At 67.5% G+C, this 20,959-nt stretch carries 19 protein-coding genes and 1 tRNA gene; 12 read left to right on the top strand and 8 right to left on the bottom strand.

From position 1 onward, the window contains the following. Positions 1-13 precede the first annotated feature (13 nt). From WT97_RS02260 to WT97_RS02235, 6 genes are all read left to right on the top strand, one after another. Positions 14-89, top strand: a tRNA-Phe gene (locus tag WT97_RS02260). A 351-nt stretch (positions 90-440) separates the two neighbouring features. Continuing rightward, the gene (queC, locus tag WT97_RS02255; RefSeq protein ID WP_059501429.1) at positions 441-1,175 is read left to right on the top strand and encodes a 7-cyano-7-deazaguanine synthase QueC; all 735 of its coding nucleotides are present in this window, start codon (positions 441-443) and stop codon (positions 1,173-1,175) included. A 76-nt stretch (positions 1,176-1,251) separates the two neighbouring features. Then, the gene (gene queE, locus WT97_RS02250; RefSeq protein WP_006482565.1) at positions 1,252-1,884 is read left to right on the top strand and encodes a 7-carboxy-7-deazaguanine synthase; all 633 of its coding nucleotides are present in this window, start codon (positions 1,252-1,254) and stop codon (positions 1,882-1,884) included. Positions 1,885-1,902: 18 nt separating this feature from the next. Next, the gene (gene queD / locus WT97_RS02245; RefSeq protein ID WP_027785754.1) at positions 1,903-2,355 is read left to right on the top strand and encodes a 6-carboxytetrahydropterin synthase QueD; all 453 of its coding nucleotides are present in this window, start codon (positions 1,903-1,905) and stop codon (positions 2,353-2,355) included. A 331-nt stretch (positions 2,356-2,686) separates the two neighbouring features. Next, a complete protein-coding gene (locus tag WT97_RS02240) occupies positions 2,687-3,472 on the top strand; it encodes an HpcH/HpaI aldolase/citrate lyase family protein (RefSeq protein WP_006495381.1) in 786 nt (261 codons plus the stop codon). Further along, on the top strand, positions 3,469-4,221 hold the full coding sequence (locus tag WT97_RS02235) for a tetratricopeptide repeat protein (RefSeq protein ID WP_059791083.1): 753 nt from the start codon (positions 3,469-3,471) through the stop codon (positions 4,219-4,221). The genes WT97_RS02240 and WT97_RS02235 overlap by 4 nt, the downstream gene beginning before the upstream one ends. Positions 4,222-4,288: 67 nt before the next feature. On the opposite strand, the gene rodA is transcribed toward WT97_RS02235, so the two are convergent. The 5 genes from rodA to WT97_RS02210 form a co-directional block, all read right to left on the bottom strand. Further along, complete coding sequence (gene rodA, locus WT97_RS02230; protein WP_034208688.1) at positions 4,289-5,437, bottom strand: rod shape-determining protein RodA; 1,149 nt, start codon at positions 5,435-5,437, stop codon at positions 4,289-4,291. Between the two features lie 11 nt (positions 5,438-5,448). Further along, positions 5,449-7,734: a penicillin-binding protein 2 gene (gene mrdA, locus WT97_RS02225; RefSeq protein ID WP_059501426.1), complete on the bottom strand. Its 2,286-nt coding sequence runs from the start codon at positions 7,732-7,734 to the stop codon at positions 5,449-5,451. A gap of 101 nt (positions 7,735-7,835) precedes the next feature. Beyond that, entirely contained in the window at positions 7,836-8,348 is a 513-nt protein-coding gene (mreD, locus tag WT97_RS02220) for a rod shape-determining protein MreD (RefSeq protein WP_059501424.1), read from the bottom strand. Further along, complete coding sequence (gene mreC, locus WT97_RS02215) at positions 8,345-9,400, bottom strand: rod shape-determining protein MreC (protein ID WP_059791082.1); 1,056 nt, start codon at positions 9,398-9,400, stop codon at positions 8,345-8,347. The genes mreD and mreC overlap by 4 nt, the downstream gene beginning before the upstream one ends. Positions 9,401-9,538: 138 nt before the next feature. Continuing rightward, a complete protein-coding gene (locus WT97_RS02210) occupies positions 9,539-10,582 on the bottom strand; it encodes a rod shape-determining protein (RefSeq protein WP_004189550.1) in 1,044 nt (347 codons plus the stop codon). Between the two features lie 367 nt (positions 10,583-10,949). Between WT97_RS02210 and gatC the strand changes: the two genes are divergently transcribed. The 5 genes from gatC (at position 10,950) to WT97_RS02185 (ending at position 16,057) form a co-directional block, all read left to right on the top strand. After that, positions 10,950-11,249 carry an Asp-tRNA(Asn)/Glu-tRNA(Gln) amidotransferase subunit GatC gene (gene gatC / locus WT97_RS02205; RefSeq protein WP_006485929.1) on the top strand — a complete coding sequence of 100 codons (300 nt, stop codon included), beginning with the start codon at positions 10,950-10,952 and terminating at the stop codon, positions 11,247-11,249. 69 nt (positions 11,250-11,318) lie between these two features. Beyond that, positions 11,319-12,809, top strand: coding sequence for an Asp-tRNA(Asn)/Glu-tRNA(Gln) amidotransferase subunit GatA (gene gatA, locus WT97_RS02200; RefSeq protein ID WP_059791080.1), 1,491 nt, complete (start codon positions 11,319-11,321; stop codon positions 12,807-12,809). Between the two features lie 2 nt (positions 12,810-12,811). After that, positions 12,812-14,284: an Asp-tRNA(Asn)/Glu-tRNA(Gln) amidotransferase subunit GatB gene (gene gatB / locus WT97_RS02195; protein ID WP_059791078.1), complete on the top strand. Its 1,473-nt coding sequence runs from the start codon at positions 12,812-12,814 to the stop codon at positions 14,282-14,284. Between the two features lie 118 nt (positions 14,285-14,402). Next, positions 14,403-15,242 (top strand): polyphosphate kinase 2 family protein, encoded by an 840-nt coding sequence (locus WT97_RS02190; protein WP_059501417.1) that lies wholly within the window; start codon positions 14,403-14,405, stop codon positions 15,240-15,242. Positions 15,243-15,283: 41 nt separating this feature from the next. Beyond that, a complete protein-coding gene (locus WT97_RS02185; RefSeq protein WP_059791076.1) occupies positions 15,284-16,057 on the top strand; it encodes an exodeoxyribonuclease III in 774 nt (257 codons plus the stop codon). A gap of 108 nt (positions 16,058-16,165) precedes the next feature. Here the strand turns inward: WT97_RS02185 and WT97_RS02180 are convergent, their stop codons facing one another. Next, positions 16,166-17,218, bottom strand: a complete 1,053-nt coding sequence (locus WT97_RS02180) for an NAD(P)-dependent alcohol dehydrogenase (protein WP_059501413.1) — start codon at positions 17,216-17,218, stop codon at positions 16,166-16,168. A 227-nt stretch (positions 17,219-17,445) separates the two neighbouring features. On the opposite strand from WT97_RS02180, the gene WT97_RS02175 reads away from it, so the two are divergent. Then, positions 17,446-18,390, top strand: coding sequence for an AraC family transcriptional regulator (locus WT97_RS02175; protein WP_034208785.1), 945 nt, complete (start codon positions 17,446-17,448; stop codon positions 18,388-18,390). A gap of 23 nt (positions 18,391-18,413) precedes the next feature. On the opposite strand, the gene WT97_RS02170 is transcribed toward WT97_RS02175, so the two are convergent. Then, the gene (locus WT97_RS02170; RefSeq protein WP_059791074.1) at positions 18,414-19,457 is read right to left on the bottom strand and encodes a M48 family metallopeptidase; all 1,044 of its coding nucleotides are present in this window, start codon (positions 19,455-19,457) and stop codon (positions 18,414-18,416) included. Next, positions 19,447-20,868 (bottom strand): AmpG family muropeptide MFS transporter, encoded by a 1,422-nt coding sequence (locus WT97_RS02165; RefSeq protein WP_059501409.1) that lies wholly within the window; start codon positions 20,866-20,868, stop codon positions 19,447-19,449. The genes WT97_RS02170 and WT97_RS02165 overlap by 11 nt, the downstream gene beginning before the upstream one ends. Between the last annotated feature and the right edge of the window lie 91 nt (positions 20,869-20,959).

Genomic DNA, 20,959 nt, shown 5'->3' with positions numbered 1-20,959 from the left:
TTCATTCTTCGTTGGCCCGGTAGCTCAGTTGGTAGAGCAGCGGATTGAAAATCCGCGTGTCGATGGTTCGATTCCGTCCCAGGCCACCAGCATTTAAAACCCCAAGAATCGGAAGGTTCTTGGGGTTTTTCGTTTGTGATGGGTATTGCGTGCCGTGGGCGGCGAGCCCGGCAGCATTCGCCGGGGCATGATAAAATCCGTGCCCGCTCAATGACTTAGCGCATCGCTTCATGCGCATGGCAGGCCGCCCGCAGTGCGCCTGCCGTGGCGCGCGGCAACGATGCCGCGCGATGAGCGGTATAAGCGCGCCGCCGCATTCGCGGCCGACCGCGCTGCCTATACTGGTCGAGCCGGCGCAGGCCGGCCGCGTCGGGCCGCCCGGCGGCAGCCGGCCTCGGGGCGCAGTGCGACGCGAGCCTACACATTCACGGAGTATCACGGTGATTCGGACAGACGCTAAAGACGGCGCGCTCGTGTTGTTTTCCGGCGGGCAGGACTCGGCCACGTGCGTGGCATGGGCCCTCGAACGCTACCAGACGGTCGAGACGCTCGGCTTCGATTACGGTCAGCGCCATCGCGTCGAACTCGAGTGTCGCGAAGGCGTGCGCGAAGCGCTGAAGCGCAAGTTTCCCGCGTGGTCGGACCGGCTCGGCGACGATCACATGATCGACCTGTCGGTGCTCGGCGCGATCAGCGATACCGCGATGACGCGCACGATCGAGATCGAGACGGCGGCAAACGGCCTGCCGAACACGTTCGTGCCGGGCCGCAACCTGATGTTCATGACGATCGCCGCCGCGATCGCCTATCGCCGCGGGCTGCGCGTGCTGGTTGGCGGGATGTGCGAGACCGACTTTTCGGGCTATCCGGACTGCCGCGACGACACGATGAAGGCGCTGCAGGTCGCGCTGAATCTCGGGATGGATACGCGCATGGTGCTCGAGACGCCGCTGATGTGGCTCGACAAGGCGCAGACCTGGCAGCTCGCCGAACAGCTCGGCGGCGAGGCGCTCGTCGAACTGATCCGCGTCGAGACGCACACGTGCTACGTGGGCGAGCGCGCGGAACTGCACGACTGGGGCTTCGGCTGCGGCGAATGCCCGGCCTGCAAGCTGCGCAAGCGCGGCTACGAGGCTTACCTGAAGGGCGAGCGGGTGACCGAAGCGCCGCTGTGACGCGGCTGCGCGGGCAGCGCTTGATGGACTAACAGATTCTGATCGACAACGAGCGGCGCAAGCCGGACGAAGCACGATGACTTACGCGGTCAAGGAAATTTTCTACACGTTGCAGGGCGAGGGCGCGAATGCGGGCCGGCCGGCCGTGTTCTGCCGGTTCGCCGGCTGCAACCTGTGGTCGGGCCGCGAAGAGGATCGTGCGGAGGCCGTGTGCCGCTTCTGCGATACGGACTTCGTCGGCACCGACGGCGAGAACGGCGGCAAGTTCAAGGACGCCGCGGCGCTCGTCGCGACGATCGCCGGCCTGTGGCCGGAGGGCGAAGCGCACCGCTTCGTTGTCTGCACGGGCGGCGAGCCGATGCTGCAGCTCGACCAGCCGCTCGTCGACGCGCTGCATGCGGCGGGCTTCGAGATCGCGATCGAGACCAACGGTTCGCTGCCGGTGCTCGAATCGATCGACTGGATCTGCGTGAGCCCGAAGGCCGACGCGCCGCTCGTCGTCACGAAGGGCAACGAACTGAAGGTCGTCGTTCCGCAGGACAACCAGCGGCTGGCCGACTACGCGAAGCTCGATTTCGAGTATTTTCTCGTGCAGCCGATGGACGGCCCGTCGCGCGACCTCAACACGAAGCTCGCGATCGACTGGTGCAAGCGTCATCCGCAGTGGCGGCTGTCGATGCAGACCCATAAATATCTGAACATTCCCTGAGCCACGGCTTTTGACATCGTGCTGATTACCCGAAAACTCGAATTCGACGCGGGCCACCGCATTCCCGATCACCGCAGCCAGTGCAGGAACCTGCACGGCCATCGCTACGTGCTCGAAATCACGCTGCGCGGCGATCTCGTCGATACCGAGGGGGCGCCCGACCGCGGCATGGTGATGGATTTCGCCGACGTGAAGGCGCTCGCGGTCGAGCATCTCGTCAGCAAGTGGGACCACGCGTTCCTGGTCTATGCGCGCGACGAGGTCGTGCGCTCGTTCCTCGAGCAGATGGCCGACCACAAGACCGTCGTGCTCGACCGGATCCCGACCGTCGAGAACCTCGCGGCGATCGCGTTCGACCTCCTCGCGAACGTGTACGACGCGCACTACGGCGTGAACCTGCGCCTCGAGCGCGTGCGCCTGTACGAGACGCCGAACTGCTGGGCCGACGTCGAGCGCCAGCCCGGCCGCTGACCCTGCCCTCCCGCGAGGCAGCCCCGCCGTCCGGCGTGGGCCGCCTCGTCGCTGCCGCCGCCGGCTCGCCTTCCTCCGCGCCGTGCCGGTACGGCTTCCCCGTCAGTTCCCGCATCGAGCACCCCGCCGCGCTATGATCGTCGTGCGGCACCGGAAAACGCTCGCGTGAGCGATTTCGCGGCCCGCGCTGTCAGATCGGCCGGCCCGATCCGACTCACGTTCTCCGGCGCGCGATCCGCCGCCGCCATGCTTCGATTGCCCGGCGGCGCGCGTTTCGCTTCGCCTGTTGCTTGTCCCGTTCGATTGCCGTTCCGTTCCGGAGGCCGTATCGATGAGCACGCTCACCAATTCCCTCAAACAACGCCTGCGCGACGGCGACGAGCCGCTGTACGGCCTGTGGCTGTCGCTCGGCAGCGACTCGGCCGCGGAAGCGCTCGCGCATGCCGGTTACGACTGGCTCTGCATCGACATGGAGCATGCGCCGAACGACAGTCGCGACGTGGCGTCGCAACTGCGCGCGATCGCCGCGGCGCACCTACCGAGCGAACCGGTCGTTCGCGTGCCGGCGCGGGAGCCGTGGCTCGTGAAGCGCGCGCTCGACGCCGGCGCGCGCACGCTGATGTTCCCGTGTATCGAGACGCCCGACGACGCCGCGCACGCGGTGCGGCTCACGCGCTTTCCGTCGCCCGAATCGCCCGACGGGCTGCGCGGGGTCGCAGGCATGGTGCGCGCGGCGGCGTTCGGCATGCGTCGCGACTACCTGCAGACGGCGAATGCGCAGGTCGCGGTGATCGTGCAGGTCGAATCGGCACGCGGCGTCGACGAAGTCGAGCGGATCGCGGCGACGCCCGGTGTCGATTGCCTGTTCGTCGGCCCGGCCGATCTCGCGGCGAGCCTCGGGCATCTCGGCGATATCCGTCACCCGGACGTCGAAACCGCGATGGCGCGCGTGCTCGCGGCCGGCAAGCAGGCCGGCGTCGCGGTCGGCATCTTCGCCGGCGACACGGCGGCCGCGCGCCAGTATCGCGAGGCCGGTTACCGGATGATCACGGTGTCGGCCGACGTGAGCTGGCTGCTGCGCGCGACGCGGCAGGCGTTGCAGGAGGTGCGGTCATGAACGGCGCAGACGGTGCGTGCCGCCGGCGCGCGCGGCTCGGGGCGATGGTCGGCCTGTGGGCCGTGTGTGCGGCGGCCGTCGCACAGGGCGCACCGCAAGCGAAGCCCGATCCGTCGCACGAAACGCAATCGGCGGTCGCCGACTACAACGCCGGCGACTATCGCGCGGCGCTGGTGCAATTCCACGATGCGGCCGAGCGTGGCGATCGCCTCGCGCAGTTCAACTACGCGATGATGCTGCTGACCGGGGAAGGCGTGACGGCGAACGTCGACGAAGGGCTGCGCTGGCTGAAGCGGGCGGCGGACGCGAACATGTCGCATGCGCAGTACGTATACGGCCGGATGTTCGACGACGGCGAGTTCGTCGCGCGCAACCCGGCCGAAGCGCATCGCTGGTTCCTGCGGGCCGCGAAGCAGGGGCACGTGCAGGCCGAGCTGTCGCTCGCGAACCAGTTCCTCGACGGGCGCGGCACGCCGCGCGACAACCGGCAGGCGTTCGCGTGGTACAAGCAGGCCGCCGACGCGGGCGAGCCCATCGCGCAGTACGTGACCGCGTCGTTCTACGAGCGCGGCGGCGACGGCGTCGCGCAGAACCTGAACATCGCACGCGCGTATTATGCGGCGGCGGCCGCGCAGGGCGACGAGACGGCCGAGCTGAAATTCAAGGAGTTGAGCGCGCGGCTGAAGGCGCCGATGCCGGCGTCGGGCGCCGGCGCGGAACAAGGCAAGCCGCACGCGCCGACGCAGTAAGTACCCGCGCCCAATGAAAAACGGCGCCGGAGCGCCGTTTTCGTGTGCCGCGGTGCGGGCCGCGTGCTCAACTCTTCATCAGCCGCCGCTGCCGTCCGACGCTCATGATCATCCCGATCGCGATGCCGAGCGTCGTGAGCGCGGTGCCGCCGTAACTCATGAACGGCAGCGGCACGCCGACGACCGGCAGCACGCCGCTCACCATCCCGATGTTGACGAACGCGTAGACGAAGAACGCGAGCGTGAGCGAGCCCGCGAGCAGCCGGCCGAACAGCGTCGCGCCCTGCGCGGCGATGTAGAGCCCGCGCGCGATCAGCGCCATGTACAGCGTCAGCAGCACGAGGCCGCCGGCGAGCCCCCATTCCTCCGAGAACACCGCGAAGATGAAGTCGGTGTGTTTCTCCGGAATGAATTCGAGGTGCGCCTGCGTGCCTTTCAAGTAGCCCTTGCCGAGCACGCCGCCCGAGCCGATCGCGATCACGGCCTGGATCGTGTGGAAGCCCTTGCCGAGCGGGTCGGACGTCGGATCGAGCAGCGTGCACACACGGTGCTTCTGGTAATCGTGCATCAGCGGCCACTGCACTTCGGGCTGGCAGATGCGCTCTTCGAACACGGCGATCGAGCCGACCGCGATTACGCCCGCGACGAGCACCGGCACGATCAGCTTGAACGACAGGCCGGCGAGGTAGATCACGAAGAAGCCGGCCGCGAACACGAGCAGGCCCGTGCCGAGGTCGGGCTGCTTCGCGATCAGGCCGACCGGCACCAGCAGGATCCCGAACGCGGCGACGAAGTCGTACCAGCGCAGCCCGCCTTCGCGACGCTGGTAGTACCACGCGAGCATCAGCGGCGTCGCGATCTTGAGGATTTCCGACGGCTGGATCACGACGCCGACGTTCAGCCAGCGCTTCGCGCCCTTCTTGGTCATCCCGAACAGCGCGACGGCGATCAGCAGCGTGACCCCGAACGTGTAGAGCGGGACCGCGAAGCGCATCAGCGTGGTTGGCGGGATGTTGGCGATCACCCACATCAGCACGAACGTCAGCAGGATGTTGCGCAACTGGTCCTCGACGCGGCCCGGCACGTCGATCGACGCGCTGTATAGCGTGACGATGCCGACGCACAGCAGCAGGAACACGATGAGCGCGAGTGGGCGGTCGAACCCCGCGAACATCTGCTTGATCTTGTCGAGCCAGGCGCGCTTGTCGAATTGCATGCCTTTCTCCGTCAATGAGCGGTGCCGGCGTCCGCCGCTTTCGCGGGGGCCGTCGCACGGTGGTTGTCGTCCCGCGGCGCGGCGACGAGCGGTTGCGCGTCGCTCGCGGGCCGGCGCGGCCGGTGCGGGCGCCGGATCGGCGGCAGGCTTGCGGCCATTGGCGCCGCGGCGCTCGCGTCGGCCGGCGGCGTGGCAGTGGCGCCGGCGCCGGCCGTACCGGAGGCCGCCGATGCGGCCGATGCCGCCTCGGCCGCGCTGGCCGCCGACGGCACGACCGGCTGCGGCAGCGCGGTGAAGCCGGCCGCGATGGTGGCGGGCTTCGAGGTGTCGCCGACCACGGGCGCGCTCACCGGCTCGGTGGCCGACGCCGCGGCGGCCACGGCCGCAGCTTCGTTTTTCGGGTTCTGGCGCTCGACGAGATAGTAGTCGAGCACGCGACGCGCGATCGGGCCGGCGGCCTGGGCGCCCCAGCCGCCGTTTTCGACGACCAGCGCGACGGCGATCTGCGGGTGGTCGACCGGCGCGTACGCGATGAACAGCGCGTGGTCGCGCAGGTGTTCGGCGAGCAGGTGGCCCTTGTAGTTCGAGCCCTGCAGCGAGAATACCTGCGCGGTGCCGGTCTTGCCGGCAGCGAGGTACGGCGCGCCGCGGAACACCTTGTACGCGGTGCCGGACGGGTTTTCGATCACGTTCTCCATCCCGCGCTTCACGACGTCGATGTCGGCCGCCTTCAGCGGGATCACGTCGCTTTCCTTCGGCACGGTCAGGTGGCGCGCGCGCGAGATCGGATCCTCGACTTCCTTCACGAGGTGAGGCTTCATCACGACGCCGTTGTTCGCGAGCGTCGCGGTCGCGTGCGCGAGCTGCAGGATCGTGAACGAGTTGTAGCCCTGGCCGATCCCGAGGCTGATCGTCTCGCCGTCGAACCACTTCTGCTGCGCGGCCTTCTTGAATGCCTTCTTCTTCCAGTCGGTCGACGGCAGGATCCCGCGCGCCTCGCCCTGGATGTCGATACCGGTGATCTGGCCGAAGCCGAACGGCTTCATGAAGTTCGCGATCGCGTTCACGCCGAGGTCGCGCGCGAGCATGTAGAAGTAGGTGTCGTTCGACACCATGATCGCCTTGTTCATGTCGACCCAGCCCTGGCCCGAGCGCACGTCGTTGCGGAACGTGTGGCCGCCGAACGTGAAGTAGCCGGGATCCTGGAAGCCCCAGCCCGGCGTGCGCTTGCCGAGCGTCAGGCCGGCGAGCGCCATGAACGGCTTGTACGTCGAGCCGGGCGGGTAGGTGCCGTGCAGCGGGCGGTTCAGCAGCGGCTTGTCGGGCGAGTTGTTCAGCTCGTCCCAGGTCTGCTGGTCGATGCCGTCGACGAACGAATTCGGGTCGAAGCTCGGCGACGACACGAACGCGAGCACGTCGCCCGTCTTCGGCTCGATCGCGACGAGTGCGCCGCGCTTGCCCGCGAACGCCTGCTCGGCAACCTGCTGCAGCCCGATGTCGAGCGACAGCACGAGGTTGTTGCCGGGCGTCGCCTGCGTGCGCGACAGCGTGCGCACCGGCCGGCCGCCGGCCGTCACCTCGACTTCCTCGAAGCCGGTCAGCCCGTGCAGCTCGGTTTCGTAGCTCTGCTCGACGCCGATCTTGCCGATGTAATCGGTGCCCTTGTAGTTGTTCGCGTCGCGGCGCGGATCGTAGTGTTCCTGGTCGCTGTCGTTGTCGTCGCTCATCGCGTCGATGCGATCCTGGTCGCGCTTCGAGATCCGGCCGATGTAGCCGATCACGTGCGCGGCCGTCATGCCGAGCGGGTACTGGCGGAACAGCCGCGCGCGCACGTCGACGCCGGGGAACCGGAAACGCTGCGCGGTGAAGCGCGCGACTTCCGCGTCGGTGAGGCGCGTACGGATCGGCAGGCTCTCGAAGTTCTTCGAGTCTTCCTGCAGCTTCTTGAAGCGGCGGCGGTCGCGTGCGTCGATCGGGACGATCTCGGACAGCTTGTCGATCGTGTTGTCGAGCGTGTCGTCGAGCTTCGACGGCGTGATCTCGAGCGTGTACGCCGAGTAGTTCTTCGCGAGGATCACGCCGTTGCGATCGGTGATGATCCCGCGGTTCGGCACGATCGGCGCGACCGAGATACGGTTTTCCTCGGCCTGCAGCGCGTATTTGCCGTGCTGCATCAGCTGCAGGTAGAAGAAGCGGCTCGCGAGCAGCCCGAAGCAGACGAACACGAACACGCCCGCCGCCGCGACGCGCAGGCGGAACCTCGAGAGCTGCTGTTGGGTGTCGTTGAATTCGGTCATTTAAGGGCAATCTGGCCCGCGCGCAGGCGCAGGCGAGGTGCCGCCCCGGAGCGCGGCGCGCGGCGGGCGTGGGGGCGGCGGGTATTCAAGGTCGGTCCGGCTCAGATCGGGCGCGTATCGTCCGGGTCGACCGGGCGGCGTTGCGGCATCAGCAGCAGATGGCTCGCGATCGGCCACAGCGCGGCTTCGACGAAACCGTCGACCAGATAGCGCCAACCGGGGAACGCGGCGCCCATCATCAGGCGGATCACGAACGGGACGAGCTGCGCGCCGACCAGCAGCGGCGTGACGTACAGCACCTGCACGCCGATCGGCATCCACAGCACGCGGCGGTGGATCGTGATCGCGCCGTACGACAGCAGCGTATAGGCGAGCGCGTGCTCGCCGAGCAGCCCCGCGTCATGCACGTCCATCAGGATGCCGAGCGCGAACGCAACGCCCATCCCGACCTTGCGCGGCTGGTGGACGTTCCAGAACAGCAGCACGAGCGCGACGAAATCGGGCACGCCGGGCAGGCGGCCCCACGGCATCAGGTTCAGCAGGAACGCGGCGGCGAGGCTGAAGACGATGAAGTACGGATTGACCGGCTGCAGGATGTATTGCGGGCGGTTCATCGCTGGGCTCCCGATTGCCCCGCGGCGGGCTTGGCCGGCGCGGCGGGGGCCGGCGCCGGTTTCGCAACGGCCGGCTGGGCCGCGGCGGCCGGTTTCGCATTCGCGTCGGCCTTCTCGGCCTTGTCGGCTTTTTCGGCCTTCGCGGCGGCTTTCGCGCCCTTCTTGCCCTTCGCGTTCTTGTCGGCGGCGGGATCGGGCTCGGCCGGGCGCGGTGGGATGTCGTTCCGGTAATGCAGCACGAGCATCTGGCGCGCGCCGCGCACGGCCGCGACCGGTGCGCACGTCACGCGGGCGAACGCGGTATCGGCGAGCTTGTCGACGCGCACGACCTTCGCGACCGGCAGGCCGGGCGGATAGACGCCGTCGAGGCCGCTCGTGACGAGCTCGTCGCCGGCGACGAGATCCGCGCTCGTCGGCACGAAGCGCAGGTCGAGCGAATCGCCCTTCGGCGTGCCGTAGATCACGCTGCGCAGGCCGGTGCGCAGCACCTGCACGGGAATCGCGAGATCGCGGTCGGTGACCAGCGTGACTTCGGATTGCAGCGGGAACACGCGCGTTACCTGGCCGACCACGCCGTCCTCGCTGACGACGGGCGAGCCGTCCTGGATGCCTTGCTGCGAGCCTTGCCCGACCACGATCTTCTGCGTGAACGGATCGCTCGTGTCGTACTGGATCTCGACCGGCGTCGATTGCGTCGCGATGTGCTGGCGCAGCTCGAGCACCGCGCGCAGGTGCGCGTTTTCCTGCGCGAGCACGGCGGCCTGGTTGGCCTGCGTGGACAGCTGCAGGTTGCGCTTGCGCAGGTCGTCGTTCTCGTGGCGCAGCGACGCGCCGGTGACGGCGATGTCGGCCGCGCCCATGAACAGGTCGCGCGGGACGAGCGCCGCGCGTTGCAGCGGATAGAGCACGGTGCCGAGCACGCCGCGGACGATTTCGAGCGTGCTGAAGCGCGCGTCCGACACGAGGAGCGCGATGGCGAGGGCGACGAAGAAGATGAGCCGCGCGAGCGCGGGCGGACCTTGCTTGAAGAGGGGCGGCGGACTGTATTCCATGGTCGGCGCCGGGCGCGTGTGATCGGTTAAATAATGCTCAGACGCGCAAACGGCGCGGCGGTTCGTTCTGAACGAGCGATCCGGCCACGCCGCGGGTGCGTCATATCAAACGGGACTGCCTAGGCGATCACTGGGCGATCACTCGTACGAGAAGATGCTGCCCAGCTTGTCCATGCGCTCGAGCGCCATGCCGGAGCCGCGCACGACGCAGGTCAGCGGATCTTCCGCGACGAGCACCGGCAGGCCGGTTTCTTCCGCGAGCAGGCGATCGAGGTCGCGCAGCAGCGCGCCGCCGCCCGTCAGCATCATCCCGCGTTCGGCGATGTCGGCGCCGAGTTCCGGCGGCGTCTGTTCGAGCGCGATCTTCACCGACGACACGATCTGGTTCAGCGGATCGGTCAGCGCTTCGAGAATTTCGTTGCTGGAGATCGTGAAGCTGCGCGGGATGCCTTCCGACAGGTTGCGGCCCTTCACTTCCATTTCCTTGACTTCGGAGCCCGGGAACGCGGAGCCGATTTCCTTCTTGATCGCCTCGGCGGTTTGCTCGCCGATCAGCATCCCGTAGTTGCGGCGGATGTAGTTGACGATCGCCTCGTCGAACTTGTCGCCGCCGACGCGCACCGAACCCTTGTAGACGATGCCGCCGAGCGAGATCACGCCGACTTCGGTCGTGCCGCCGCCGATGTCGACGACCATCGAGCCGGTGGCTTCCGACACCGGCAGGCCCGCGCCGATCGCGGCCGCCATCGGCTCCTCGATCAGGTAGACCTGCGATGCGCCGGCGCCGTGCGCGGCTTCCTTGATCGCGCGGCGCTCGACCTGGGTCGAGCCGCACGGCACGCAGATGATGATGCGCGGCGACGGCGAGAACATGCGCGACTCGTGGGCCGTCTTGATGAACTGCTTGATCATCTGCTCGGTGACGGTGAAGTCGGCGATCACGCCGTCCTTCATCGGGCGGATCGCCTCGATGTTGCCCGGCACCTTGCCGAGCATCTGCTTGGCTTCCTTGCCGACCGCCTGGATCGTCTTCTTGCCGTTGGGGCCGCCTTCCTGGCGGATCGACACGACGGACGGCTCATCGAGCACGATGCCCTTGCCGCGCATGTAGATCAGGGTGTTTGCGGTGCCGAGGTCGATCGCGAGATCGTTGGAGAAGTAGCTGCGCAAAAAACCGAACATTCAGAATCCTGTTTCGCTCTGGGCCGGCCCTGCATAGCGAGCGCTGAGGGCGGCAGCGGAAAAAATAACAGCCTCGGGAAGCGTGGCGGAAGCGGCCGCCGCGGCGCACGAAGCTGCGAGTGATGTCTACCGGGGATCGCACGAAGCACGCACGGCTTGCCGAAGAGGGGCGAAACGGTGCGGGAAAAGGCTGCCGGGTTTGGGTCGAACGCGTAATGATACCTTATAATTTCTCGGTATTTGAATCGAAACGGGCGGTATTTTTGCCGCTTCGGCCCCGATTTTTGAGGGTGGGATCGCACCCTCCAACCCCCCGCCGCAGTGCTGCTTTCGACGCACTGCGCAGTCTTGTTTTTCCGGTGATCGCATGGCCCTGACCCTGACCGATGTGAAACGCATCGCGCACCTGGCGCGACTCGAAATGGCCGATGCCGACGCCGAGCACATGCTCGGCCAGCTCAACGAATTCTTCGGCCTCGTCGAGCAGATGCAGGCGGTCGACACCGCCGGCATCGCGCCGCTCGCCCACCCGATCGAACAGATCCAGGAAGTCGCGCAGCGCCTGCGCGACGACGCCGTGACGGAAGTCGTCGATCGCGACGACAACCAGCGTCCGGCGCCGGCCGTCCAGGACGGCCTCTATCTCGTGCCGAAGGTGATCGAGTAAGCATTCGATGACAAGCGCGCCGGCCGTCCGGCGCCGCGCGCCACCCAGAATTCCCAGGAAAACCACTCAATGCACGCAAAAAGCCTGACCGAACTGCGCGCCGCGCTCGCCGCCAAGGAATGCTCGGCCGTCGAGCTCGCGCAGCACTACCTGAAACGGATCGACGCCGCGCGCGACCTGAACGCGTTCGTCCATGTCGACGCCGACCTCACCCTCGCGCAGGCGAAAGCCGCCGACGCCGAACTCGCGCGCGGCGCGGGCGGCGCGCTGACCGGCCTGCCGATCGCGCACAAGGACGTCTTCGTCACGCGCGGCTGGCGCTCGACCGCCGGCTCGAAGATGCTCGCGAATTACGAGAGCCCGTTCGACGCGACCGTGGTCGCCCGCCTGCAGGCGGCCGGCATGGTCACGCTCGGCAAGACCAACATGGACGAGTTCGCTATGGGCTCGTCGAACGAGAATTCCGCGTTCGGCGCGGTGAAGAACCCGTGGGACACGAACGCGGTGCCGGGCGGCAGTTCGGGCGGCAGCTCGGCCGCCGTTGCCGCGCGCCTCGCGCCGGCCGCGACCGGCACCGACACCGGCGGCTCGATCCGCCAGCCCGCGTCGTTCGCGGGCGTGACGGGCATCAAGCCGACCTACGGCCGCGTGTCGCGCTACGGGATGATCGCGTTCGCGTCGTCGCTCGACCAGGGCGGCCCGATGGCGCAGAGCGCGTCCGACTGCGCGCTGCTGCTGAACGCGATGGCCGGCTTCGACGAGCGCGACTCGACGAGCCTCGAGCGCGACGATGAGGACTTCACGCGCCACCTCGGCCAGCCGTGGGCGCCGGGCAACGACGCCGCGAAGCCGCTTGCGGGGCTGCGCATCGGGCTGCCGAACGAGTATTTCGGCGACGGCCTCGCCGACGACGTGCGCGCGGCGATCGACGCGGCGCTCAAGCAATACGAAGCGCTCGGCGCGACGCTCGTGCCGGTGTCGCTGCCGAAGACGGAACTGTCGATCCCCGTGTACTACGTGATCGCGCCGGCCGAGGCGTCGTCGAACCTGTCGCGTTTCGACGGCGTGCGCTTCGGCCACCGCGCCGCGCAATACGGCGATCTGCTCGACATGTACAAGAAGTCGCGCGCCGAAGGCTTCGGGCCTGAAGTGAAGCGCCGGATCCTGGTCGGCACCTACGTGCTGTCGCACGGCTACTACGACGCGTACTACCTGCAGGCGCAGAAGATCCGCCGCATCATCGCGAACGATTTCCAGGAAGCGTTCAAGTCCTGCGACGTGATCATGGGCCCGGCGTCGCCGACGGTCGCATGGGATCTCGGCGCGAAGGGCGACGATCCGGTGGCGATGTATCTCGCCGATATCTACACGCTGTCGGTGAGCCTCGCCGGCCTGCCCGGCATGAGCGTGCCGTGCGGCTTCGGAGCGGGCGCGAACGCGAAGCGCCCGGTCGGTCTGCAGATCATCGGCAACTATTTCAACGAAGCCCGGATGCTGCAGGTCGCCGACGCGTTCCAGCGCGCGACCGACTGGCACAAGCAAGTTCCGGCGGGGGTGTAAGCATGACTCAATGGGAAGTCGTTATCGGTCTCGAGACGCACGCGCAGTTGTCGACCGTCTCGAAGATTTTCTCGGGCGCGTCGACGCAGTTCGGCGCCGAGCCGAACACGCAGGCGTGCCCGATCGACCTGGCGCTGCCGGGCGTGCTGCCGGTGCTGAACCGCGGCGCGGTCGAGCGGGCGATCCGCTTCGGCCTCGCGATCGGCTCGACCATCGCGCCGCGCAGCATCTTCGCGCGCAAGAATTATTTCTACCCCGATCTGCCGAAGGGCTATCAGATCAGCCAGTACGAGATTCCGGTCGTGCAGGGCGGCTCGATCACGATCCAGGTGCCCGCCAACGAAAAGGCCGGCAAGCCCGCGTACGAGAAGACGGTCAACCTGACCCGTGCGCACCTCGAGGAAGACGCAGGCAAGTCGCTGCATGAAGATTTCGCCGGGATGACCGGGATCGACCTGAACCGCGCAGGCACGCCGCTGCTCGAGATCGTCACCGAGCCGGAAATGCGCAGCGCGGCCGAGGCCGTCGCGTACGCGAAGGCGCTGCACGGGCTCGTCGTGTGGCTCGGCATTTGCGACGGCAACATGCAGGAAGGCTCGTTCCGCTGCGACGCGAACGTGTCGGTGCGCCCGGTCGGCCAGGAGAAGTTCGGCACGCGCGCGGAAATCAAGAACCTGAACTCGTTCCGGTTCCTCGAGGAAGCGATCAACTACGAAGTGCGCCGCCAGATCGAGCTGATCGAGGACGGCGGCGAAGTCGTGCAGGAAACGCGCCTGTACGATCCGGACAAGCGCGAGACGCGTTCGATGCGCAGCAAGGAAGACGCGCACGATTACCGCTACTTCCCCGATCCCGACCTGATGCCGCTCGTGATCGGCCGGGACTGGGTCGAGCGCGTGCAGTCCGGCATGCCGGAGCTGCCGGCCGCGATGCAGCAGCGCTTCGTCGACGAGTACGGCGTGTCCGCGTACGACGCGGGCGTGCTGACGTCGAGCAAGGCGATGGCCGCGTACTTCGAAGCGGTGGTCGCGAAGGCCGGCGCGGCGAACGCGAAGATCGCCGCGAACTGGCTGATGGGCGACGTGTCGTCGCAGCTGAACCGCGACGGCATCGAGATCGACGCGATTCCGGTGTCGGCCGCACAGCTCGCGCTGTTGCTGCAGCGCATCGCCGACGGCACGATCTCGAACAAGATCGCGAAGGAAATCTTCGCGACGATCTGGGACGAGAAGGCGACCGACGAAGGCGCGGCCGATCGCATCATCGACGCGAAGGGGCTCAAGCAGATCTCCGACACCGGCGCGCTGGAAGCGATCATCGACGAAGTGCTCGCGGCGAACGCGAAGTCGGTCGAGGAATTCCGCGCGGGCAAGGAAAAGGCGTTCAACGCGCTGATCGGCCAGGCGATGAAGGCGACGAAGGGCAAGGCCAATCCGCAGCAGGTCAACGAACTGCTGAAGAAGAAGCTCGGCTGAGCATGCGCGCGCGCCTGAACCGCGCTTGACGACGGGCCGCTCCGGACCAGTTCGGGGCGGCCCGTTGCGTTTGGTGGATGCGTTATCGTATGCATCGCACCGTCCAACGGAGGAACGAATGGCGAAACAACCGTCGCTCGACGATTTTCGCGTGCCCTACAGCACGCGCGAGAAGGAAGCCGCCGCATTCAAGCTCGACGCGTTCGACCCGGCCGCGAAGCCGTTTTCGTCCGGTTCTAAGGAGGCCGATCGCGAACGGCTGTCGGTCGTGTCGACCGAGCTCGACGTCCAGCAGGAGCGCCTGCACACGCAGCAGAAGAAGCGCGTGCTGCTCGTGCTGCAGGGGATGGACACGAGCGGCAAGGACGGCACCGTGCGCGCGGTGTTTCGCGAGGTCGATCCGCTCGGCCTGCGCATCGTGCCGTTCAAGGCGCCGACGCCGATCGAGGCCGCGCACGACTTCCTGTGGCGCGTGCATGCGCAGGTGCCGGCGGCGGGCGAACTCGCGATCTTCAACCGCAGCCACTACGAAGACGTCCTGGTGCCGCGCGTGCTCGGCACGATCGGCGACAAGGAGTGCGAGCGCCGCTACCGGCAGATCCGCGATTTCGAGACGATGCTGTTCGAGAACGGCACGACCATCGTCAAGTGCTTCCTGCACATCTCGAAGGACGAGCAGCGCGCGCGGTTGCAGGCGCGCATCGACGATCCGACCAAGCACTGGAAATTCGACATCTCCGATCTCGACGCGCGCAAGCACTGGGACGCTTACCAGTCCGCGTACCGCGACGCGCTCGCCGCGACGTCGGCCGAGCACGCGCCGTGGTACGTGATCCCCGCGAATTCGAAGACGCACCGCAACGTGATGATCGCCGAGCTGCTGCTGCGCACGATGACCGACATGAAGCTGGAATTCCCGCCGCCGAAGCCCGAGCTCGAAGGCGTGAAGATCCGTTAAGCTGCCACTCTGTAAAAACATCGAACTGAACGGAACCCGACATGATGCGAGTGATTACCGCCAACCTGAACGGCATCCGCTCCGCCGCGAAGAAGGGCTTCTTCGACTGGCTCGGCGAGCAGAACGCCGATTGCGTGTGCGTGCAGGAAATCAAGGTATCGGCCGACGACCTGCCGGCCGAATTCGTCGAGCCGCACGGCTTCAAGAGCTATTTCCACCACGCCGAGAAGAAGGGTTACAGCGGCGCGGGCGTGTACAGCCGCCGCGAGCCCGATGACGTGATCATCGGTTTCGGCAGCAGCGAATTCGATGCCGAAGGGCGCTACGTCGAGGCGCGCTACGGCAAGCTGTCGATCGTGTCGGTGTACGTGCCGTCCGGATCGAGCGGCGAAGAGCGCCAGCAGGCGAAGTACCGCTTCATGGCCGAATTCATGCCGCATCTCGCCGCGCTGAAGAAGAAGCGCGAGGTGATCCTGTGCGGCGACGTGAACATCGTCCACAAGGAAATCGACATCAAGAACTGGAAGAGCAACCAGAAGAACTCGGGCTGCTTGCCGGAAGAGCGCGAATGGCTCACGAAGCTGTTCGACGATGTCGGCTACGTCGACGTGTTTCGCACGCTCGACCCGCGTCCCGAGCAGTACACGTGGTGGAGCAACCGCGGCCAGGCGTACGCGAAGAACGTCGGGTGGCGGATCGATTACCAGATCGCGACCCCGGGTGTGGCCGGTACCGCGAAAAGCACGTCGATCTTCAAGGACATCAAGTTCAGCGATCATGCGCCGCTGACGGTCGACTACGACTACAAGAAGTGATGGCCGGCGCTGCGCCGCGCGCGCAGCCGCCGGGCGAGTGATCCCGGTCGCCGGATGAAAGACGGGCCGCCTGTTCCGACAGGCGGCCCGTTTCGCATGGGGCGACGCTTACTGCTTGAGCGACGCCATGTCGATCACGAACCGGTACTTCACGTCGCTCTTCAGCATCCGCTCGTAGGCCGCGTTGATCTGCTGCATCGGAATCGTCTCGATATCGGACGTGATCCCGTGCTCCGCGCAGAAGTCGAGCATTTCCTGCGTTTCCGCGATGCCGCCGATCAGCGAGCCCGCGAGGCGGCGCCGCTTGAAGATCAGGTTGAACACCTGCGGCGACGGGTGGTCATGCTCCGGCGCACCGACCAGCGTCATCGTGCCGTCGCGCTTCAGCAGGTGCAGGAACGGATTCAGATCGTGCTGCGCGGCGACCGTGTTCAGGATGAAGTCGAAGCTGTTCAGGTGCGCGTTCATCTGCGCTTCGTCCTTCGAGATCACCACTTCGTGCGCGCCGAGCCGCTTGCCGTCCTCGATCTTCGACGGCGACGTCGTGAACAGCACGACGTGCGCGCCCATCGCGCGCGCCAGCTTCACGCCCATGTGGCCGAGGCCGCCGAGACCGACGATCCCGACTTTCTTGCCGGGGCCGACGTTCCACTGCCGCAACGGCGAGTAGGTCGTGATCCCCGCGCACAGCAGCGGCGCGGCGCCGGCCGGGTCGAGCGTGTCCGGCACGCGCAGCACGAACGCCTCGTCGACGACGAGCTGCGTCGAATAGCCGCCGTACGTGATGTCGCCGGTCACGCGATCCTGGCCGTTGTAGGTGCCGACGAAGCCGTTCTCGCAATACTGTTCGAGACCTTCCGCGCAGCTCGCGCACGTGCGGCACGAATCGACGAGGCAGCCGACGCCGACCAGTTCGCCGACCTTGAAACGCGACACCTGCGGGCCGGTCGCGGTCACGCGGCCGACGATTTCATGGCCCGGCACGACCGGATAGATCGTGTTGCGCCATTCGTTGCGGGCCTGATGAAGATCCGAGTGGCAGACGCCGCAGTAGAGGACGTCGATCTGGACGTCGAGGTCGCGCAGCGCGCGACGCTGGAATTCGAACGGGGCGAGCGGCGACTGCGAATCCGTCGCCGCGTAGGCATAGGTTGTGCTCATGCGGTGGGCTCCTTGTCCGGAAAAGATCCGGCGAAACAGACTGCCGTCGCATCGTGTGGCGATGCGGCGAGACAGGTGCCTATCGTAAGGAGCGCACCGCCGCGGTGAAATACCCGAAGGTCTGGAAGATTTGCCTATTCCTCTCGAATTGCCAGCGAACAGCCGTCAAAATGCGTTAGCGGTGCTACATTGCGAGCCAGATTCTCTTGCCGGACAGGACCAAGCCGATGAGCTTCCAGCCCCTTTTCGACGACTCGGGCGACCGTGTGCGGCGCCGCATGATCGAGCTGCATTCACGTCTCGCGCCGAATGAAGGCGATACGCTGGCGGCGCTCGACGGCGTGCGCTTCATTCGCGTGAGCCGTCCGGTGCCGCGCATGCCGGTGCTGTACGAACCGAGCATCGTCGTCGTGTGCCAGGGCCGCAAGCTCGGTTATCTCGGCGATCGCTCGTTCGTCTACGACGCGCAGCAGTATCTGGTGCTGTCGGTACCGTTGCCGTTCGAATGCGAAACCTTCGCGACCATGGACGAGCCGTTTCTCGCGATCTCGATCCGCGTTGATCTCGCGGTGATCGCCGAGCTCGCGATCCTGCTCGACGAGACGCTCGGTGCCGCTGTTAGCGAGCCGCACGGCGTCTATTCGACGCCGCTCGATGCGCCGCTCGCCGACGCGGTGGTGCGCCTGCTCGAAACACTCGCGTCGCCGCACGACACGCGCGTGCTCGGGCCCGCGATCATGCGCGAGATCGCGTACCGCGTGCTGACCGGCGCGCAGGGCGACGCGATTCGTGCGGCGCTCGTCCAGCAGCATCATTTCGGCCGCGTCGCGAAGGCGCTGCGCCGCATCCATGCGGACCTGAAGGCCGATCTCGATGTCGAGACGCTCGCGCGCGAAGCCGGGATGAGCGTCGCGGTGTTTCACGCGCAGTTCAAGCACGTGACGGCGACGTCGCCGATGCAGTACGTGAAGGCCGCGCGGCTGCACCAGGCGCGGCTGATGATGGTGCAGGACGGTGTCGGTGCGGGCGCGGCCGCCGCGCGGGTCGGCTATGCGAGCGCGTCACAGTTCAGCCGCGAGTTCAAGCGGCTGTTCGGCCGCAGCCCCGGCGACGAAGTGCGCTGGATGCGCGACAGCGGGGTGCGCCCGGCGATGGCCGACGTGGACGCGTAGCGTCCGCCGTTTCGCTCGGCGGCTCAGCGCCGCACGATCTTGCGCCGCTGTGCGCTGATGCCCGCGTAGTCGGGCAGCGATTCGACGCGTTTGCCGGTCGCTTTCGCGTACAGCGGCATCAGGTCCGGCAGCCGGTTCAGCAGATCCTGGCGGCGCGCGCTGCTGTACGGGTGCGTGTAGATGAAGCCCGACGCCTTGTTCGCGCGCGTCGCGACCGCGAGCTTGTCCCACAGCGTGATCGCCGCGCGCGGATCGAAGCCAGCGCGTGCGGCGATGTCGCCGCCGATCACGTCGGCCTCGGTCTCGTCGGTCGGATCGTAGTGGAGCGACTGCAGGCGCTCGCCGAAGTTCAGCGCCTGCGGCAGCGGATCGCCGACGCCGAACAGCGGCGGCAGCGCGGCCGCGCGCAGCGACGTCTGCGAGGTCATGCTGAAATTGCTGCGCGCGTGTTCGCGCAGCGCATGCGCGATGCCGTGCGCGAGCAGCACGCCGAGCTCGTCGTCGTTCAGGCGCACGCGCTCGAGCATGCCGCCGTACACGAGCACCTTGCCGCCCGGCAGGCAGGTCAGGCGGATGTCGCGCGAGCGGATCGCGTTGACGTCCCACGCCCAGCTTTTCACGCGGTCGTTCCACTTCACCGAATACGGCGCGAGCTTCGCGACGATCGCGCGCAGCCGCTTCACGCGCGGCTGGTTCGCGGGCAGCAGGCGATTGCTGTCGGCGGCCGTCTGCACGATCTGCGCGTATTCGTTCGCGGTGAGCTGCTCGAGCAGCGGCGACGGGATCAGCGTGCGGAACGCGATCGCGTTGCCGTAGCGGACCTGCTGCGGCGTCGGCGTATAGGCCTTCGCCGGCGCCGTGGCGCCAGTCGGCTGCGCGCCTTCCGCGGCGGACGGCGGGACGGGCGCGGCGGACGTGGCAGGGCCGGGAGGCGCCGCCTGCGCCGCGGCCGGTGCGGAGCCCGCTGCCGTCGCGCCGGTGTCGGTCGCGTGCGCGGCGAGTGCCGCGGCGCCGACGCTCAGCGAAGCCGCCACGTGGGCGAGACGATGCAGGCGGTTACCGCGCACGGCTGGCCTCGCCGTTGCGTGCGGTACCGTTCCACGGCGCGATCCTGAACAGCAGCAACATGCCGGGAATCGCAAGCGCGGTACACACGATGAAGTAGTCGTACCAGCCGATCTTCGCGACGACGAAGCCGCTCGCGGCCGACGCGAGCGTGCGCGGCACCGACGCGAGGCTGGTGAACAGCGCGAACTGCGTGGCCGTATAGCGCGGGTCGGTCGTGCTCGCGATGTACGCGACGAACGCGGCCATCGTCAGGCCGGTCGTGAAGGTTTCGAAGCCGTAGACGAGCGCGAGCGCGACCGTCATCGGGCTGAATTGCGGCGCGACGGCGATGCCGAACACCGACAGCGCGGCCGCGATCGCATGGCTCGTCGATACGGTGAAGTCGTACAGCACCGCGAGCACCGGCGAGCCGGGGCCCAACTGCGCGAGCCACGCGAAGCCGAGTGTCGACACCATCTGCAGTGCGCCGAAGATCCACAGCCCGCGGCCGATGCCGATCTTCACGAGCCAGATGCCGCCGATGATGCCGCCGGCGACGCTCGCGACCAGCGCGGTGGTTTTCGCGACGATGCCGATCTCGGTGCGCGTGAAGCCGATGTCGAGGAAGAACGACGTCGACAGCGTGGTGGCCATCGTGTCGCCGATCTTGAACAGGAAGATGAACGCGATGACGAGCAGCGCGCCGGCCCAGCCGTCGCGCTGGATGAATTCGCGGAACGGCAGCACGATCGCGTCGCGCAGGTTGCGCGGCGGGGCGCCGGCCACTTCCGGCTCGCGCACGACGAGCGTCATCAGGATGCCCGGCAGCATGAACGCGCCGGTGATCGCGAAGACGGCGTCCCACGGCAGGTGGTCCGACAGGATCAGCGCCAGCGAGCCGGGGATCAGCGCGGCGAGCTTGTACGCGTTCACGTGCACCGCGTTGCCGAGCCCCTGCTCGGTGTCGCGCAGCAGCTCGCGGCGATACGCGTCGATCACGATGTCGGCACTCGCGCCGAAGAACGCGACGAGCGTCGTGAGCGCGGCGACCGTCCAGATCGAGTCGCGCGGCGACACGAAGCCGAGCGCGGCGATCGCGCCCGCGACCAGCAGCTGCGTGAGCAGCAGCCAGCCGCGCCGGCGGCCCGGCCGCCAGCCCGGCAGGTGCGGGACGTAGCGGTCCATCAGCGGCGCCCACAGGAACTTCCACGTATACGGGAACTGGATCAGCGCGAACAGGCCGATTTCCTTCAGGTTCACGCCCTCGGAGCGCAGCCATGCCTGCACGAGGTAGACGAGCGTGAAAAGGGGCAGCCCCGACGTGAAGCCCAGGAACACGCAGATCAGCATGTGCGTGTTCAGATAGGCGCGCCAGCCGGGGTGATCCTCGTGAGCGGTGAGTGCGGGCGCCTCGTGTGGCGTTTTCGACATGGAATGGAACTGGGTAGCGTTGACTGATGGCGGCGGCAGCGCAGGCGGCGCGGACGGCACAGGAGGGGCGGCCGCGCACGCGGGCCGGCCG

Source organism: Burkholderia sp. MSMB1459WGS, from assembly GCF_001534535.1.
Taxonomy (GTDB): Bacteria; Pseudomonadota; Gammaproteobacteria; order Burkholderiales; family Burkholderiaceae; genus Burkholderia.
This window is presented reverse-complemented; position numbering and strand designations above follow the sequence as displayed.

Excerpts from the sequence above, each read along its gene's own strand:
- WT97_RS02190 (WP_059501417.1), top strand. The coding sequence starts at position 14,403 with ATGGCGAAACAACCGTCGCTCGACGATTTTCGCGTGCCCTACAGCACG.
- WT97_RS02165 (WP_059501409.1), bottom strand. The coding sequence starts at position 20,868 with ATGTCGAAAACGCCACACGAGGCGCCCGCACTCACCGCTCACGAGGAT.
- queE (WP_006482565.1), top strand. The coding sequence starts at position 1,252 with ATGACTTACGCGGTCAAGGAAATTTTCTACACGTTGCAGGGCGAGGGC.
- mreD (WP_059501424.1), bottom strand. The coding sequence starts at position 8,348 with ATGAACCGCCCGCAATACATCCTGCAGCCGGTCAATCCGTACTTCATC.
- gatA (WP_059791080.1), top strand. The coding sequence starts at position 11,319 with ATGCACGCAAAAAGCCTGACCGAACTGCGCGCCGCGCTCGCCGCCAAG.
- mrdA (WP_059501426.1), bottom strand. The coding sequence starts at position 7,734 with ATGACCGAATTCAACGACACCCAACAGCAGCTCTCGAGGTTCCGCCTG.
- WT97_RS02235 (WP_059791083.1), top strand. The coding sequence starts at position 3,469 with ATGAACGGCGCAGACGGTGCGTGCCGCCGGCGCGCGCGGCTCGGGGCG.
- gatC (WP_006485929.1), top strand. The coding sequence starts at position 10,950 with ATGGCCCTGACCCTGACCGATGTGAAACGCATCGCGCACCTGGCGCGA.
- WT97_RS02240 (WP_006495381.1), top strand. The coding sequence starts at position 2,687 with ATGAGCACGCTCACCAATTCCCTCAAACAACGCCTGCGCGACGGCGAC.
- rodA (WP_034208688.1), bottom strand. The coding sequence starts at position 5,437 with ATGCAATTCGACAAGCGCGCCTGGCTCGACAAGATCAAGCAGATGTTC.
- mreC (WP_059791082.1), bottom strand. The coding sequence starts at position 9,400 with ATGGAATACAGTCCGCCGCCCCTCTTCAAGCAAGGTCCGCCCGCGCTC.
- WT97_RS02180 (WP_059501413.1), bottom strand. The coding sequence starts at position 17,218 with ATGAGCACAACCTATGCCTACGCGGCGACGGATTCGCAGTCGCCGCTC.
- WT97_RS02185 (WP_059791076.1), top strand. The coding sequence starts at position 15,284 with ATGATGCGAGTGATTACCGCCAACCTGAACGGCATCCGCTCCGCCGCG.
- gatB (WP_059791078.1), top strand. The coding sequence starts at position 12,812 with ATGACTCAATGGGAAGTCGTTATCGGTCTCGAGACGCACGCGCAGTTG.
- WT97_RS02175 (WP_034208785.1), top strand. The coding sequence starts at position 17,446 with ATGAGCTTCCAGCCCCTTTTCGACGACTCGGGCGACCGTGTGCGGCGC.
- WT97_RS02210 (WP_004189550.1), bottom strand. The coding sequence starts at position 10,582 with ATGTTCGGTTTTTTGCGCAGCTACTTCTCCAACGATCTCGCGATCGAC.